Here is a 15,865-nt window from a genome sequence, read left to right on the forward strand (position 1 = left end):
TCCTGGTGTGCTGGGGACCACAGTCCCCGCTCCGGCTGAACCCTGGGGAAAGGGGCGACGATGGGCGCGATGGCGTTCCGCGAGCTGACTCCCGTGACCTTCCTGGAGCGCGCGGCCGCGGTGTTCGGCGACCGCCCGGCGGTTGTGGACGGCGAGCTGCAGTACTCCTACCGGGCCTTCTGGGAGCGCGCCCAGCGAATGGCCGGCATGCTGGCCGCGAACGGCGTCCGCCCCGGGGACCGGGTCGCGGTGCTCGCGCCGAACACCCACGTGCTCCTCGAGGCGCACTACGGCGTGCCGCTCGCCGGGGCGGTGCTCGTGGCGCTGAACACCCGGCTGGCCGCGGCGGAGGTCAGCTACATCGTGGCGCACAGCGGCGCGCGGCTGATCATCGTGGACTCCGAGTACCGCCCGCTGCTCGAACAGGCTCTGGAGTCGACCGACACGGAGCCGGCTGTCATCGACTCCGGGGAGTACGAGGCGGCGGTCGACGCGGCGCCGCCGCACCGGGTGGCGGTCACCGACGAGCGCTCGCTGCTGTCGATCAACTACACCAGCGGAACCACCGGCCGCCCGAAGGGCGTCATGTACCACCATCGCGGGGCCTACCTGCAGGCCATGGCGATGGCTTACCACGCGAAGCTCGACACGTCGTCGCGGTACCTGTGGACCCTGCCGATGTTCCACACCAACGGCTGGTGCTTCCCCTGGGCGGTGACCGCTGCCGGCGGCGTGCACCACTGCCTGCGCGCTATCAGCGCCGAAGCGATGTGGCAGGCGATCCGGCACGACGGAGTCACGCACTTCTGCGCCGCACCGACCGTGCTGACGATGCTCGCCAACGACGACGCCGCGACCGCCCCCGAACAGCCGGTACGGGTGTTCACCGGGGGCGCGCCGCCCTGGCCCGCGCTGCTCGAACGCATGGCCGAGCTGGGGATCGACATCCGGCACCTCTACGGCCTCACGGAGACCTTCGGTCCGGCCGTGGTGTGCGAGTGGCAGCCCGAATGGGACAGCCTTCCGGCCGGCCAGCGCGCCCGGATCACCGCCCGGCAGGGGATCGGCAACATCGCCGCCGAGCCGGTCCGCGTGGTCGACTCGACCGGAAAGGACGTCCCCGCCGACGGCAGCACGTCGGGCGAGCTCCTCCTGCGCGGCAACAACGTCATGCTCGGCTACTACCGGGACGAGGAGGCGACCGCCGCCGCGACGTTCGAAGGCTGGTTCCGCACCGGGGATCTCGGCGTCCGGCACCCCGACGGCTACGTCGAGCTGCGGGATCGGATCAAGGACGTCATCATCTCCGGCGGAGAGAACATCGCCTCGGTCGAGGTGGAGAACGCGTTGACCGAGCACCCCGCCGTGCTGGAGGCCGGCGTGGTCGGCGCGCGGCATCCGAAATGGGGTGAGGTACCGGTCGCGTTCGTGGCCCTGCGTTCGGGAGCCACCGCCGGCGAGCGTGAGCTCATCGACTTCGTGCGCGGCCGTATCGCCCCGTTCAAGGCTCCGCACCGGGTGCACTTCGACGAACTACCGAAGACCTCCACCGGCAAGCTGCAGAAGAACGTCCTGCGCGAACGGGTTGAAGAACCCGGCTACGGACCGCCGGAGGCCTGACGTTCCGGCCCGCGGCGCCCCTTTCCGGCCCGATCAGTGATCAGAGCATGCGGATCCCCGCAGCGGGGTGCGGTGAAGGGGCGCACCGTCCCGAGTGGGACCCGGAACCTGTGCGACGGCGGCGCGCGGCCAACACACCACGCCTCGTCGCGTTGGCCCAGGCAGGCGCGACGCACGCACCCGTCGAACGACTAGACGGACCGGGAGGTGCCGTTCGGGCCGCGTGTCACGCGGCCCGAGCAGCACCCGACCTCGCGTCAGCTGCGGGACTCGGCCAGGGCAACGAACTCGTCCACGGCAGTGGGAACCTCCTCACCGAAGATGCCCTTCAGCACGGGGAGGGTGAGGAGGGAGAGTGGACCGCGAGCTTCCAGCCGCCAGGTGACGTCGTACCCACCGTCACCGTTCGGCTCGATCTCGTGGTGCCAGTCCGTGTGGGTCCACGGCAGGCTGTTGAACCGGTCGGTGTAGCTGTTCTTCGGGTCGACCGCCACCACCTCGTAGTTGATCGGGTCCTGCCCCTCGACCTTGACCGTGCCGGTCGTGCCAGCCTCGAAGGGACCGTCGAGCTCGATGTATTCGAGCCCCTTGTCCCACTCGGTGCGGGCCGGCACGTCGGCCCACAGGTCCCAGAGCACGTCCCGGCTGGCATCGGTCGAGCGGGTCACCGTAACGACATGGGTGTCGCGCACTGAGCCGATCACCGCCAAGAGCGCGATCACGCCGAGCAGCGCCCCCGTAATCGACAGGATCACCTTGCGGAGCCGGGTCATTGGGGGCCTCCTTCATGAGCTACCCCGCCAGCATGTCGGCGGAGGTTAGTGTGTACTTGTGCAATACGCCTGTGTGGCACATCTGTATTGCACAAACGTACCACAAGGGGGAGCGGGACCAAATGCGAATGGACAACCGCGCTGCGCTGCTACGGGGAGCGCGTGCCTGTCTGGACGAGCGTGGGTATGCGCGGACCCGCGCGCGACATGTCGCGGCTGCGGCAGGTGTGAGCACAGCGGCCATCGGCTACCACTTCGGAACCACCGACTCGCTACTGGTCGAAGCCCTCATGCGGGGAATCGAGGAGTGGTCCGCACGCCTCGACGACCGGCTGCGCTCAGCTCCCGCGCGCCCGCAGCGAGAGCGGCTCGCCGCGATCTGGGGGTCGGTGACCGAGTCGTTCCACGGATACCGGGGCGTGTTGGCGGCGTCCTTCGAACTGATCGCCCGCGCCGACGAGGACAGCGAGCTCCGTGATCAACTGCGCCTCACCGTCGAGCACGCCCGCCACGGACTCGCCACCCAGATGCTCGACATCGACCCCCAGCGTGAACCCGAGCGTGCCCACCGAGCCGGAACCGTCTGCTACGCCATGCTCAGCGGACTCATCGTGCAATGGCTCGTCGAGCCCACCAACCTGCCCGACCGCGACGCACTCGCCGACGGCCTGCTCGACGCCCTCGGTGAATCCGGCGACAGAACCGGCAGCTGACCCCGTGACACCCCGCCCACCGCCGACGCCCGGGCGATCACAGCAGCGCGCGTCCACGCTCGGCGAGCGCCGCCACATCGTTGTCGTACGTGGCGAGGAGCCGCTGGGCCACCTGGACCGTGTCGCCCTGGGTGTGGTCCGGATACCGTTCCTCGGCGGCGCACCAGGCTTCCTCCGAGTCGGTCAGCTCCCGGTTCAGGGCGGCCGGGTCTACCGAGGTTCCGGTCGAGAGTGCGTGCGTGAGGTGGTCGGACCAGATCCGCCATCGTGCCAGATGGTAGTCCGCTACCAGGCCCGACCAGTGGCGCCCGGCGTAGTCGCGCAGCGGGCTGTCGCGCGGCCCCCACACGGTGATGATCCGGCGGGCGTTCCATTCGAGGAGGCGGCGCTCCTCCGGCGTATCGCCCCACGTGCGGGCACGGTCGATCCAGGGGCCGAGCAGGTACTCGCGCCGGGTGGCCAGCAGCGTGTCCAGGTCGCGGAGCACTTCGAGGAACGCGTCGGCGCTGCGGCGGGTCTCCGCTGCACCGCCCTCGTTGTAGGCACGCAGCACCCGGCCGTGCCGGACACGCGCGAGGAGCGCGAGGACCTGCTGGCTGACGTCTACCAGGTCGCGCCCGTAGGGACCGCCCGCGCTCTCGGGGGTGGCCGCGGCGAGCAGCAGATGCCAGGCGTCGACCAGGCCCGCCGGTTCCCACTCCGGCCGGCCGGTACGGGGCTGCGGCGGCCCGGTGGGCCCCGGCTCGCCGGGCGCGACGGGCCGGTCGATGACGATGGAGGCGGGCGGCCGGCCGGACCTCCGGTTGCCGTAGACGGTGCGCAGCAGGGCGCTCCACGCCTGTTCGGCCTCGGGTAGCCGCCGGCCGTAGCGCCGCCGGGCGTAACCGCGGACCCACTGGTCCGGGTCGGCGGTGGCGCTGTCCCGCCACACCAGGTCGGCGAGGAACTCGTAGACCGCCGGGTCGTTGGTGGTGTCCTCCATCGCCTGTCCGAGCCCACGCAGCCGCCCCCGGTCCGGATCGTCGAGGGCGTCGGCCAGGTCGCCGGCGGCACGGGGCAGTTTGCCGTGCATACCGGGGCGTCCGCCGAAGTTGGGCAGTGCGCACCACACCCACGGCTTGCCGTGGAACGCCGAGGTCTCGCGCCACATGGGGCGCTGCTCGGCCCACAGGTCCAGGAGCAGCATGCGGTCCTCGGAGACCGCGCCGAGCAGGGCGCTGATCCGCTCCGGCGTCCAGAAGGCGCCCCGGTAGTTGAACGGCCAGCTCTGCAGCACCCACACGGCCTCCGGATCGGCTCCGGCCATTGACTCGTGTACGGCGCGCCCGATCCCGGCGAGCTCGTCCGGATCGGAAGCCGGGGGTGTGGTCTCGATGAAGGGGTCGGCGGCGTAGATGTGGTCGGTGCCGAAGCGGCGGGTCTGCTCGGTCACGAACAGCTCGCCGATCCGCCGGAACCGCGGATCGCGCGGGTCGAGCAGGCGGGTCTGGAAGCCGAACCACTCCCGCGGGTGGCCGCCCCCGATCTCCGGCGGGACGTGCCCGGCGAACGCCTGCTGCACCGGCCGCATCCCGAGCTCGCGTTCCCGCTCGACGATCCGGCGCCCCAGAGCCTCGTGCGCGTCGATCCAGGACTGCGGAAGCGGACCTCCCCACCCCTGGGTGCACCCCATCCAGGTGAACGGCAGGTACGCCGGGCCGCCGAGGAAGGTGCGGACGTCGTCGTCCGCCATTCCCAGCTGGCGGTAGACCGCCTGCCAGGCCGCCTCGTGCCCGGTGATGGCCAGCGGCAGGTTGATGCCGTGCAGCGCCATCCAGTCGATCTCGCGCTCCCACTCGGGCCATCCCCAGAACGCGGTGGTGTAACTGAAGACGCAGAAGTTGAAGCGGTAGCGGTAGCGGAACGGTGTCGTGCGGCGGACGCGCGGCACCCGCGGCAGCCTGGCCGGCGGGATGACCGTGCGGGTGTCCCACGAGACGTCACTCCCGCAGGCGTTCGCGAGGTACCACCGCAGCGCGCTGGCCTGGGCGACCGGCGACGTCCCGCGCAGCTCGACGCGCGGGCCGGCGGTCTCGACCTCGAACGTGTCCCCCGTACCGTCCGGCGGCAGGCTCACCAGCGCGAACTCGTCGTCGCGCGCCCCGAGGAGGCGGCGCAGCAGGCCGGGGACACCGTGAAGCTCGCCACCCGCCCCACCGCCCTGATCGGCGGCCCGCTCGGTGGCGCGACTGCGGTCGGACTCGGGCATGGCCCCTCCTTGCGCCGGCCGGACCCATTCCTGCGGCGGTTCCACGCTGCCCGATAGGAAGGCCCTCGGGAAAGCCGCGGCCGGGCACGGCTCCGAGTGGGCGCACCGGTGGCCGCGATGACGTCCCGGCCGGTTCCGGTGTCTCCAGTCTTGGCAAAGGTTGGATGTCCGCCCTGGAACTCTCCTGGAGCCGGTGCGACGCTCGACAGGCGTGCAGAAACGTACCCGCGATCCACACCCAAGGGAGCATCATGACCAGGGCGGCCGCGGTGCCGAGGATGGGCTCACCCATCTGGGCCGAGTTGCTCTCCCCCGACATCGAGGCGGCGACCGGCTTCTACCGCGGCCTGTTCGGCTGGACCGCCGAGGTCCTGGGCGTCGAGCTCGGTAGCTACCGCATCTTCCGCAAGCACCGGTGCCAGGTCGCCGGCGCCATGCCGGCCACCGAGGCCATCAGAGGCCATCCGCCGGCGTGGACGACCTACTTCGCGGTCCGCGACGTGGACACGTTCGCCGCCAGCGTGCGGGAGGCCGGCGGGTCGGTCATCGCTGGACCGAGGGACATCATGGACCTCGGCCGCATGGCCGTGCTCGCTGACCCGAGCGGAGCGAAGTTCTGCGTCTGGCGTCCGGGCACCATGCGGGGGGCGGAGGTGTTCAACGAGCCGGGGACGCTGTGCTGGAACGAGCTGATCACTCGCGATCCCGAGGGCGCCCGGCGCTTCTACACCAGGGTCTTCGGCTGGGATGCCAAGGACAACCCGCTCGACCACGAGGGCAGCTATACCGAGTGGTACGCCGACACCAGCAGGGTCGGCGGCCTCGTCCCCATGCGCGGGGACCAGTGGCCGCCCGACATCCCATCGCACTGGATGGTGTACTTCGCCGTGCGGGACTGCGAGGCGGCGGTGGACAAGGCCGCTGAGCTCGGTGGCGGGGTGGAGGTCGAACCGTTCGACGTCCGCCCCGGCCGTGTCGCGGTGGTCAGCGACCCGGGCGGGGCGCACTTCTCGGTCATCGCGTTGAACGAGGGTGGCGAGCTGGCGGGCTGAAAGGTCTAGGCGCCGATCTCGGGCCAGTGCACCTCATACTCGCGAGGGGAGTGTCGGTGGTGTGGGGTGGTGGGAGTGCGAGGGCGCCGGGGTGGTGCCCATCGCTACGGTGTGCGCGTGGTGGCGCACCCGACGAAAAGCAGCAGCGACGGCGCCAGGTGGGCCAGCCCCCGGTGATCGGTACGGGTGCCCGATGGCGACGCACCCAACGAGGCGGCGACCGGTGGCCGGGCGCAGCGGGGCTGTCCGTGGCGTCATTCTCGGCGCTAGGCCGTATCGAGGGTGACTGTGGCGTCATTCTCGGCGCGGAACATGTCCGCACGGTCAGTTTCGGTGCTGCGCCACCCTCGCCGCCCCCGTTACACGCGCCACCACCGGGCACCAGAACCGACCGCCCGGGGGCCGGGCTACCCACCGTCCTCGCTGCCCCGTCGCGGGCGCCACCACCGGGCACCCGGACCAACTACTGGGAGCTGGCCCACCCGCCGCCTTCGCTGCCCTCGCCGGATGCCCAACCACCGCCCACATCACCGACTAGACCTCGCGGCCGGTTCGTGCGAGTAGTCGGGTCTGCGTGTCGGCGTCATCGGGGACGGAACGCGGCTCGGCGAAGAAGGGCGGGACGGTCACGTTGTTCTCGCTCACCCACTGCAGAGCGGCCCCGGCCAGCTCGGAGTCGAGTGTCTCGTCGACGCCGGTGGCACGGGCCAGGTCCCACGCGTGCACGAGCATGTCGAGGGTCATGATCCACAGGTAGAAGGAAGCGGGCATCGCCCCGAATGACAGGTGGACGGTGCGGTCCAGCGCGCTGGGCTGCAACCAGGCGGCGCGCGAGTCGCGCGACATCACCTCCCAGGCGGCCACTGGGGTGTCACCCAGGTGGTCGCCGTCGAAGCGGTCACCGGCATCCTCGAACGTGCCGCCGGAGAGCAGGTAGGGCGCCCACATCTGCACGGTCACCATGTGGTTGACCAGCTCGTGCACGTCCCAGTCGGTGCAGGGCGTGGGCTCGGCCCATTGGGTGTCGTGCACCCGGCGCACCCGCCAGTCGAACTCCGCCAGAGCTTTCGCGTGCAGGTCCAGCAACTCAGCCATGCGCGCTCCCTTGAGGTCAGCGAATCCACGTGTCAGCTCCCCGGCTCGCCGCCAGCGGCCGCCGGCACACCACCGTGCCGGCGGCCGCTGGCGGCGAACCCGCCCACACCGTACTCGCCGCCACGCGCCGCTGGATTGGGGTCGTCCCGGTTCCGACACGCCTGGCCGCGCCCTACCGGCCGCTTCGCTGTGGCGCTTGATAATGGGAGGTCAGGAAACGTTGACTGGGCTCCGCAGGGATCGAGGTCGGGTGCAATGAGCGAACCGCCACCGGACGAGCCCGCTGACGCCAGTGGGCCCGACGGCGAGGACGACGAGACACCGTGGTCGCTGCGCGGACCGGTTCCCGGCGAGCCGGCTGACGAGGCGGACCGGTTGGACACCGTCCGGGACTACACCGCCGCGCTGCTCGACCGTAGTTTCATCCGGTTCGTCACGCCGCAACTGGTCAGTTGGGTCTACGGGTTCGGACTGATCCTGGCCGGCCTGGCCGCGCTGGCAATGCTGGCCGGCTCCATCGTCCTGCTCGCGCAGGGAGGTGCCCTCGGATTCTTCGGGATCCTGGCCCTGATCGCGACTCCGTTCGCGGCGGCCGTACTCGTACTGCTGCTACGGGCGGTCACAGAACTGCTGTTCGTCGCCTTCTGGATCGTGGACGACCTGCACGCGATCCGGCGGCGCCGTGCCTGACGGTTACTCGTCCTCGATCAGTCCCGACTGCACCGCGTGGATCGCGACCTCCATGCGGGTGCTCATGTGCAGCTTCTCCAGGATGTTGCGGACGTGGTTCTTCACCGTGTTCTCGGTGATGAACAGCCGCTCGCTGATGGCCCGGTTGCTCAGGCCCCGGGCGATCAGCCGGAGCACCTCCATCTCCCGCCCGGTCAGCGGCGCCTCGGTGCCGCTCGACGGGCGCGTGCGGTCCTTGCCCCTGCGGGCGAGGCTGGCGAACTCCGAGATGAGCTTGCTGGCCATGGACGGGTTCAGGAACGACTGCCCGTCGACCACCGCGCGCACCGCCTGCGGAAGTTCCGTGATGGAGACCTCTTTGAGCAGGTAGCCGGTAGCTCCGGCCTTGAGCGCGTCGAAAAGGTCGTCCTCTTCGTCGCTCATCGTCAGCATCACGATCTTCGCGTCCGGTGCCGCGTCCTTGACACCGGTGCACGCGTCGATCCCGTTCACATGGGGCATGCGCACGTCCATCAGGACGACGTCGGGCGCCAACTCAGCGGCCTTGCGAACGGCCTCGTCGCCGTCGCTCGCCTCACCGACGACGAGGATGTCGGGCTCGTCGGCGATCACCGACACCAGGCCACGGCGGAAGAAGGCGTGGTCGTCAACGACGAGGACTCTGATGGGCCCGGGGGATTGCCCGCTCACTGTGTTTCCTCTCTCGGGGCTCTCTGTGCGGGGGTGCACCGCGCCGGCAACGCAGCACGCCAACACGAGGGCGGCCGATCGGGTGGGCCCCGGCCTCGTGCGTGACCGCGGAAGGCGACACCATCGTCGCTGCCCTCGTCCTCGCCGTCCAAAGACGGCGTGACCAACTGCATCCTCCTTTACGTCGCCGCTCCGGTACAAGGGGTGAGCCGCACTCGTGACCGTGTTTGAGCGGGGTTCGCGCTGGTGATTCCCGCGTTCCGGGCACTGGCGCGCCCGGGCCGGCCCGGGCGCGCCAGTGCCCGGCCAATCCCGGAGTCCGGTCACGAACAGCAGCAGGGGGCGCCTACCCTGGTAGTGCACGCCGCCTGTAGGAAAGTGACGATGAAGACCTTCGAAGAGCTGTTCGCCGAGCTGTCCGAGAAGGCCCGCCTCCGCCCCGAGGGGTCGGGAACGGTCGAGGCCCTCGACGCCGGTGTGCACAGCATCGGCAAGAAGGTCGTCGAGGAGGCCGCCGAGGTCTGGATGGCCGCCGAGCACGAATCGGACGACCGCGCCGCCGAAGAGATCTCGCAGCTCCTCTACCACCTCCAGGTCCTGATGCTGGCCCGCGGCCTGCGCGCGGAGGACGTCTACAAGCATCTCTAGGTCGGTCCCGTGCCCCGCGCGGGTGACCGGCCGCCGTCGACGTCCAAGCCAACGCCAGAGTCGATGAAGTAGGGGACTGTCTCCGATGCCAGATCAGCTTCGTATCGCCGTGCCGAACAAGGGCCAGCTCGCCGAGCCCGCCAGCGAGATGCTCCGCGAGGCCGGCTTCCGCCAGCGCAAGGACAACCGCGACCTCGTGTTGGTCGACCCGGACAACGACGCCGAGTTCTTCTTCCTCCGCCCCAAGGACATCGCCGTCTACGTCGGAGAGGGCACCCTGCAGGTCGGGATCACCGGCCGCGACATGCTGCTCGACTCCGGTGCCCCCGTTGACGAGGTCATGGCGCTCGGCTTCGGCGGCTCCACGTTCCGGTTCGCGGCACGCGACGGCGCGAACATGAAGCTGGAGGACCTGAACGGCAAACGCGTCGCCACGTCCTTCGCCGGGCTGCTGGACACCTACCTGGCGCAGCGCGGGGTGGACGCCCGCGTCATCCACCTCGACGGCGCCGTCGAGAGCTCGATCCGGCTCGGCGTGGCCGATGCCGTCGCCGACGTCGTCTCCACCGGGACCACCCTGCGCAACGCCGGGTTGGAGCTGTTCGGCGACCCGATCCTGGAGTCCGAGGCCGTCGTGATCCGGCAGAAGAACGCCGTCGACGACCCGCAAATCGAGCAGATGCTGCGCCGGATACGCGGGGTCCTGCTCGCCCGCGACTACGTGATGATGGACTACGACGTCCGCGCCGAGAAGCTGGACGAGGCCGTCGGACTCACCCCGGGCATGGAGGGCCCCACTGTCTCCCCGCTGCACCGCGAGGGGTGGGTGGCCGTGCGGGCCATGGTGCCGCGGCGCGCCGCCCAACGGATCATGGACGACCTGTGGGAGATCGGCGCCCGGGCCATCCTCGTCACCGACATCTACGCGTGCCGCCTATAGCGGGGGGCGGCCACGCGCCCCACACCCGCGGGAGGTCTGTTGTCCTGCCCACCCCCGGACGGCGCACACGAGCCCGAGATCATCGCGCGCGGCCCCGGGGCGGTCGCGGGTGAGCTGGTGCTGCGCCGGGCCGGCGGGCACTTCGAGATCATCAGCAACGGCGTCTTCCTGATGGACACCCGGGACGGTGCGTCCGAGCGGGAGCTGGTGCGGGCCTCGCTGGCGGCGCTGCCCGCCGGCCGCACCGGGGTCCGGGTGCTCATCGGCGGTCTCGGCGTGGGGTTCACCGCGCGTACCGCCCTGGACGACGACCGGGTGGGCCACGTGCGGGTGATCGAGCTGGAGCCCGAGGTCATCGCGTGGCACAGCGGTCCGCTCGGCGCGGTCGCCGGGCACCTGCCGGACGACCCCCGTTGCGAGCTGACCCGGTCCGACCTGCTGCACTGGCTCACCGTGGCCGGCGGTGCGGAGCGGTTCGACGCCATCTGCCTGGACATCGACAACGGGCCGGACTGGACGGTCAACGAGGGAAACGCCCTGTTGTACCGGCCCGCGTCCCTGGAGCGGCTGCGCCGGCTCCTCACGCCGGGCGGGGTCATCGCCGTCTGGAGCGCGATGCGCGCACCGGACTTCGCCGCACTCCTGGAAGAGCAGTGCGCAGAGGTGCGCACCGTCGAGGTCCCCGCCCGCCGCGGCGAGCCCGACATCATCTACCTGGCGCGGCCCTGACCGGCCCCGGCCCACCGAGCGCGGGTGGCTGCGCGCGCCGAACGCGCCCGTGGCCGACCGCGCGGCGTGGTTCGACGCGCGCATGCCGCGGGGGTCAGTGCGTGGCTTCGCCGTCTCCTTCATCGGTGTAGGCGGCTGTGGCCAGGGGACCACGAAGCGCCGCTAGTAGAGCAGGTCGGGGGCGGGATCGGCCTCTCGGACAAGGGTGGTTAGCAGCTCGCGGTCGTGGTAGGCCCGCTGCGGCAGCTCGGCGAGCCGCCGCAGGGCGCCGAGGTCGAGGCTGTCCACGACGAACGTTCCGGATTCCGGGTCGGACTCCAGCGCCCCGGCGATCTCCGGCAGCCGCCTGCGCGCGGCCGACTCGGCAACCGCACCCCAGCCGTGCCCGTTGCCGATCACACCTTCCGCCCGGAAGATGTCCTCGACCTTCTCCATGTCGAGGTCGGGCATCATCAGGCAGAAACGGCCCGGATCATCGTCGTCCTCGTAAAGGCCGAAGGGGGCGAACGTGTCGGAGTCGTCGATCATCCGGCGATGCTAGCGCAGCCGCGATGCGGACCGCGCGGGCTGGGGCCAGCCTCTCCGGCGGGGTCAGGTCTGGGCGATCCGCGGCACCGGGTAGGCGACGTCGATGCCCTCCTGGTCCAGGCTCCGCTTCAGGTGGGACCGCAGGGAGCGGCCGACCGCCCACTGCTCTCCCGGGCGGGTCTTGGCGATGATGCGCACCGTCACCGCGCCGTTCGCGATGCCCACGACCCCGGCGACGGTCGGCGTCTCCAGCAGCTGGCCGTCATACTCGGCGGAGCCGGCGAACTCCGTGACGCTCCGCTCGATGGCCCGCTCGGCGTGCTCGACGTCGACGGTGTGCGCCAACGGCAGCTCGACCACCGCGTTGGCCCAGTCCTGGTTCATGTTGCACACCCGCGCGATCTCCCCGTTGCGGACGTACCAGAGGCCGCCGTCGAGGTCCCGGATCTTGGTGATGCGCAGGCCCACTTCCTCGACCGTGCCCACGGCCTCGCCGACGTCGACGACGTCACCCACGCCGTACTGGTCCTCGGCCATCATGAAGATCCCGGAGAGGAAGTCCTGCACCAGCCCCTGGGCCCCGAAGCCGATCGCCAGGCCGAGGACACCGGCGCTGGCCAGGATCGGGCCGAGGTTGATCCCGAACTCGCCCAGGATCATGACGAAGGCGACACCGAAGATGACGAACGACGCCAGGCTCCGCAGCACCGAGCTGATGGTGTCGGCACGCGCCTGCTGGCGCGCCCCGACCGGGGCGGCGGACTTGTTGACGGCGTTGCGCACCCCGTCGGCGATCCGCGCCTGCGAGTTGACCATGCGCGTGATGACGTGCGTGATCACGCGCCCCAGCAGGGCGCGGGCGACCACCGCCAGAATCAGGATGAGGACAACGCTGATCGCCCCGGAGATGAAGGCTCCACTGTTCTCGCGGGCCCAGTCGACCATCGGCCCGGCCTCGGCGGCTACGGCTGCTCTCCCGACCAGTAGGGGGATGGACTCGCTGAACGTGGACACTGGTGTTCCCTTCGTCGCCAACTGATTCGGCTCGCCACGCGCCCGCTCACCGGTCGCGGGCGATCACAGGGGAAGGCGAACCCAAGGCAACCGGAGCCGGTCCGTTGCCGCAGGCCAGAGTGCCACACCGCACGCGTATTTCACCAGGTAATGGACATTTCTTGGGCAACCGCGCGAGGCACGCCCCAGTCCTCCGGCCGTCCGGCCGGAGGGCCGCCGGACGCCCCGCCCCGGGGAGCGCGCGTTTCCGGCCTGGTGCGTGCGCGACTACTCCGGGCGCCGCTTGGCGACGATGACCGGAACCAGCACGGCTCCGACAAGCGCGGCGGGATACGGCAGCAGCCCGAAGGCGACAAGCACCGGCGACGAGTCGTCCAGGAAGCTCCCCAGGCCGATATGCGCCACCATCGAGGCGACGAACCCGACGAGATACCCGCCGAACAATCCGGCCAGGGCGCCGAGGAAAATGCGCATGGTCACGTCCTTCGCGAAACGAGAGATCAACCAGACACTCGCGACGCTAGGGACACGTCCCGGACCCACACGTCCCCCCTGCGATGACACCCCGGCTACATCCCCCGGGGGACATCGGGCCCCGGACGTCGCCCGGGATGAGCCCGCAGGACACCACCGCGGTCGGCGCTCCGGCGGCGCGGAGGTCATTTCCTCCTGCGCACCAGCGCCCTGAACGCCGAGCGCGGAATCGCCCGGACCAGGTTCCGGGCGGCCTTGTACCGCATGTCCGGTACCACGGTGGTGTCGCCGGCCGCCCACGCGCGCAGCGACTCGCGGGCGATGCGCTCGGTGGGCACGAAGGCGATGTCGGGCAGGCTGTCCTGCGCATCGCGCGTCATCTCGGTGCGGGCGAACCCGGCGAGGACCGCTGTGACGTGCAGCCCGTGCTGGGCGACATCCTCGGCCACGCTCTCGCTCCAGCGGGTGACGAACGCCTTCGTTCCCGCGTACATCGCTCCACCGGGGTTCACCGGCAACTCGCCAGCCAGCGACGAGACGTTGATCACGCCCATCGGGCGGTGCTCACCCGCCGCGCGCCGGGCCACCTGCGCCGGCAGGACGGCGCGAGCGAGATTCACGACGGCGCGGACGTTGAGGTCGAGCATCGCGGTGATCTCGTCGCTCTCCTGCTCGGCAAAACTGCCGCCCCCGCCCCGTCCAGCGTTGTTGACCAGCAGGTCGATCGGGGCATCCGCGCCCGAGCCGTCGGCGCGCAACCGTTCCTCGACCTTCGCCAGTCCCGACGGTCCCCCGATGTCGGCGGGCAACGGCCGCACGGTCACCCCGAACCGTGTCTCCAACTCGGCCCCGAGCTTGTCCATGAGCTCGGCGCGCCGCGCGACAAGGACCAGGGAGTAGCCTCGTTCCGCCAATGCTCGGGCGAACTCCGCTCCGATCCCGCTGGACGCGCCGGTAACGAGAGCTGTTTTGGGGTGTCGCGAGCCAGTCATAGCGCCGAATACTATCCGCGAGGCGGCCGATCCCGGTAACGGCTGCGCCGTGCGCCCGGTACATTCGCCCAGGCCGATCCGGTCCCCATGAATCGGCGCCCCGACACGTACGCCCCGCGGCCCCAAAACCAGGGGACAAGGGCTAGCGTTCAGGTATGGCTGCGACAGAAACCCCTTCCACAAGCTCCGATTTTCTCGATACCGAATACCGGCTGCGCGACGTCGGCCTGTTCCTGCGGCAGGCGTTCCACACCTTCCGGGCGACCGGGGCCGTCGCCCCGAGCGGCCCCGCGTTGTCGAACGCGTTGACCCGGTTCCTCGCCGAGCGAGAGGACACCGGCACCGGGCTGTCCATCCTGGAGGCCGGCGCCGGAACCGGCCCGGTGTCCCGGGCCATCGCCGCGCAGATGCGCGAGGGCGACACCGCGGACCTCGTGGAGTCCAACGCGGAGTTCGCGGACTACCTCCGCGATCTCACCACGACCGACCCCGCGCTTTCCCGGGTGGCCGACCAGCTCACCGTGCACCAGGCGCTCGTCACCGACCTGGGGACGGACCGGCGCTACGACCTCATCATCTCGGGACTCCCCTTCGCCAACTTCACGGCCGAGGAGGTCCGGGAGATCTTCGAGTACTACTTCACGGTGCTGCGTCCCGGCGGCCGCCTGTCGTTCTTCGGCTACCTCTACACCAAGCAGGTCAAGGCGGTCGTCGCACCGCGCGACGCCTTCCTGCAGCAGGCACGGTCGAGCTGGGTCGTCGAGGAGTGGGTGAACCGCTACGGAATCGGCAGCGAGCGGGTCCTGCCGAACATTCCGCCGGCATGGATCCACCACCTGCGCAAACCGATCGAGGAATGAGGCGGGCGGGACTCGTCCATCCGGCCGCACCGCCACCGTTGGTACCGCCCCGCGGGGCGGTACCGCTCCGGGCACGTCACGGCCGTTGCGGGCCCGGCCGGCCACGGGGGCGGGCCGCTGCCGGTCCGGCGTCCCCGACTCCCGGCACGCGCTGGCCGTGCAGCCGCACGGCCAGCAGGGTGAACCAGGCGCTGCTCACCACAAGGGCCGCGCGCTGGTAGAACCCGGCGACCGCCACAAGACCGGGGTCCTGCTCGAACCCCAGGCTCGCGAGCACGAACGCGGCAACGAAGGCAACGGCCGTCAGCAGCGAGTACCCGGCCCATCCGAGCTCGCGGCGCCGCCAGAACCACCCGGTGAACGCCAGGCAGGCGAGCGGCAGCCCGATGAGGAACACCAGCGCCGAGAAGGCGTCGTGGAGGATTCCGGACCAGGTGTAGACGATCTCCTGCGGGGCTCCCGGCGGGTAGCCGCTGAGCGGGTCGGTGACAAAAACGCCGGCGCCGACCAGCCCCACCCCGTAGCCGCCGACCAGCCACGGCTTGATCCCCGGCCTCCCGGCGGAGCGCAGCACGCGCCACACCCCCGCGCCGAAGGCGATCATGAGTAGCCCGCTGCCGACGAAATTGGCGATCTGCACCCAGCCGGCCCCGGTAAGGGACAGCGAGCTCACCGGGTGGCGCAATGGGTCGTAGTCGGGGCGCACCGCGCCCGCAACGGTAAAGACCGCCACGAAGAGGGGGCCGGCGACCATCCCGCAGCGCAGCAGTGTCGTGGTTGCCAGCGGGACACGGCTCAT

At 70.7% G+C, this 15,865-nt stretch carries 17 protein-coding genes; 8 read left to right on the plus strand and 9 right to left on the minus strand.

Annotated features, from left to right (window positions below):
- Positions 1-60: 60 nt before the first annotated feature.
- Positions 61-1,620 carry an acyl--CoA ligase family protein gene (locus tag F4561_RS26625; RefSeq protein WP_184582825.1) on the plus strand — a complete coding sequence of 520 codons (1,560 nt, stop codon included), beginning with the start codon at positions 61-63 and terminating at the stop codon, positions 1,618-1,620.
- A 257-nt stretch (positions 1,621-1,877) separates the two neighbouring features.
- Here the strand turns inward: F4561_RS26625 and F4561_RS26630 are convergent, their stop codons facing one another.
- Positions 1,878-2,393, minus strand: coding sequence for an SRPBCC family protein (locus F4561_RS26630; protein ID WP_184582827.1), 516 nt, complete (start codon positions 2,391-2,393; stop codon positions 1,878-1,880).
- A 128-nt stretch (positions 2,394-2,521) separates the two neighbouring features.
- Between F4561_RS26630 and F4561_RS26635 the strand changes: the two genes are divergently transcribed.
- The gene (locus F4561_RS26635) at positions 2,522-3,106 is read left to right on the plus strand and encodes a TetR family transcriptional regulator (RefSeq protein ID WP_281384301.1); all 585 of its coding nucleotides are present in this window, start codon (positions 2,522-2,524) and stop codon (positions 3,104-3,106) included.
- A gap of 37 nt (positions 3,107-3,143) precedes the next feature.
- Here the strand turns inward: F4561_RS26635 and F4561_RS26640 are convergent, their stop codons facing one another.
- On the minus strand, positions 3,144-5,354 hold the full coding sequence (locus F4561_RS26640) for an alpha-N-acetylglucosaminidase (RefSeq protein ID WP_184582830.1): 2,211 nt from the start codon (positions 5,352-5,354) through the stop codon (positions 3,144-3,146).
- A 251-nt stretch (positions 5,355-5,605) separates the two neighbouring features.
- Here F4561_RS26640 and F4561_RS26645 point away from each other — a divergent pair, with 251 nt between their 5' ends.
- Complete coding sequence (locus F4561_RS26645) at positions 5,606-6,406, plus strand: VOC family protein (protein ID WP_184582832.1); 801 nt, start codon at positions 5,606-5,608, stop codon at positions 6,404-6,406.
- Positions 6,407-6,940: 534 nt separating this feature from the next.
- Here the strand turns inward: F4561_RS26645 and F4561_RS26650 are convergent.
- A complete protein-coding gene (locus F4561_RS26650) occupies positions 6,941-7,501 on the minus strand; it encodes a TIGR03086 family metal-binding protein (RefSeq protein ID WP_184582834.1) in 561 nt (186 codons plus the stop codon).
- 255 nt (positions 7,502-7,756) lie between these two features.
- Here F4561_RS26650 and F4561_RS26655 point away from each other — a divergent pair, with 255 nt between their 5' ends.
- Complete coding sequence (locus F4561_RS26655) at positions 7,757-8,191, plus strand: DUF4282 domain-containing protein (protein WP_184582836.1); 435 nt, start codon at positions 7,757-7,759, stop codon at positions 8,189-8,191.
- 3 nt (positions 8,192-8,194) lie between these two features.
- Here F4561_RS26655 and F4561_RS26660 read toward each other — a convergent pair whose 3' ends face one another.
- On the minus strand, positions 8,195-8,881 hold the full coding sequence (locus F4561_RS26660; protein ID WP_312885555.1) for a response regulator: 687 nt from the start codon (positions 8,879-8,881) through the stop codon (positions 8,195-8,197).
- A 384-nt stretch (positions 8,882-9,265) separates the two neighbouring features.
- Between F4561_RS26660 and F4561_RS26665 the strand changes: the two genes are divergently transcribed.
- From F4561_RS26665 to F4561_RS26675, 3 genes are all read left to right on the plus strand, one after another.
- Positions 9,266-9,529, plus strand: a complete 264-nt coding sequence (locus F4561_RS26665; RefSeq protein WP_184582840.1) for a phosphoribosyl-ATP diphosphatase — start codon at positions 9,266-9,268, stop codon at positions 9,527-9,529.
- 85 nt (positions 9,530-9,614) lie between these two features.
- Positions 9,615-10,469 carry an ATP phosphoribosyltransferase gene (gene hisG, locus F4561_RS26670; protein WP_184582842.1) on the plus strand — a complete coding sequence of 285 codons (855 nt, stop codon included), beginning with the start codon at positions 9,615-9,617 and terminating at the stop codon, positions 10,467-10,469.
- A 39-nt stretch (positions 10,470-10,508) separates the two neighbouring features.
- Positions 10,509-11,198, plus strand: coding sequence for a spermidine synthase family protein (locus F4561_RS26675; RefSeq protein ID WP_221445634.1), 690 nt, complete (start codon positions 10,509-10,511; stop codon positions 11,196-11,198).
- 162 nt (positions 11,199-11,360) lie between these two features.
- On the opposite strand, the gene F4561_RS26680 is transcribed toward F4561_RS26675, so the two are convergent.
- The 4 genes from F4561_RS26680 to F4561_RS26695 form a co-directional block, all read right to left on the minus strand.
- Entirely contained in the window at positions 11,361-11,726 is a 366-nt protein-coding gene (locus tag F4561_RS26680; protein ID WP_184582844.1) for an Imm51 family immunity protein, read from the minus strand.
- Between the two features lie 63 nt (positions 11,727-11,789).
- Positions 11,790-12,740, minus strand: coding sequence for a mechanosensitive ion channel family protein (locus tag F4561_RS26685; protein WP_312885557.1), 951 nt, complete (start codon positions 12,738-12,740; stop codon positions 11,790-11,792).
- A gap of 267 nt (positions 12,741-13,007) precedes the next feature.
- The gene (locus tag F4561_RS26690; protein WP_221446327.1) at positions 13,008-13,214 is read right to left on the minus strand and encodes a DUF5957 family protein; all 207 of its coding nucleotides are present in this window, start codon (positions 13,212-13,214) and stop codon (positions 13,008-13,010) included.
- A gap of 185 nt (positions 13,215-13,399) precedes the next feature.
- Entirely contained in the window at positions 13,400-14,206 is an 807-nt protein-coding gene (locus F4561_RS26695; RefSeq protein ID WP_184582855.1) for an SDR family NAD(P)-dependent oxidoreductase, read from the minus strand.
- A 155-nt stretch (positions 14,207-14,361) separates the two neighbouring features.
- On the opposite strand from F4561_RS26695, the gene F4561_RS26700 reads away from it, so the two are divergent.
- Complete coding sequence (locus tag F4561_RS26700) at positions 14,362-15,066, plus strand: class I SAM-dependent methyltransferase (RefSeq protein WP_184582857.1); 705 nt, start codon at positions 14,362-14,364, stop codon at positions 15,064-15,066.
- Between the two features lie 76 nt (positions 15,067-15,142).
- On the opposite strand, the gene F4561_RS26705 is transcribed toward F4561_RS26700, so the two are convergent.
- Entirely contained in the window at positions 15,143-15,865 is a 723-nt protein-coding gene (locus F4561_RS26705) for a DUF998 domain-containing protein (protein WP_184582859.1), read from the minus strand.

Origin of the sequence: Lipingzhangella halophila (genome assembly GCF_014203805.1) — a bacterium.
Classification (GTDB): Bacteria; Actinomycetota; Actinomycetes; order Streptosporangiales; family Streptosporangiaceae; genus Lipingzhangella; species Lipingzhangella halophila.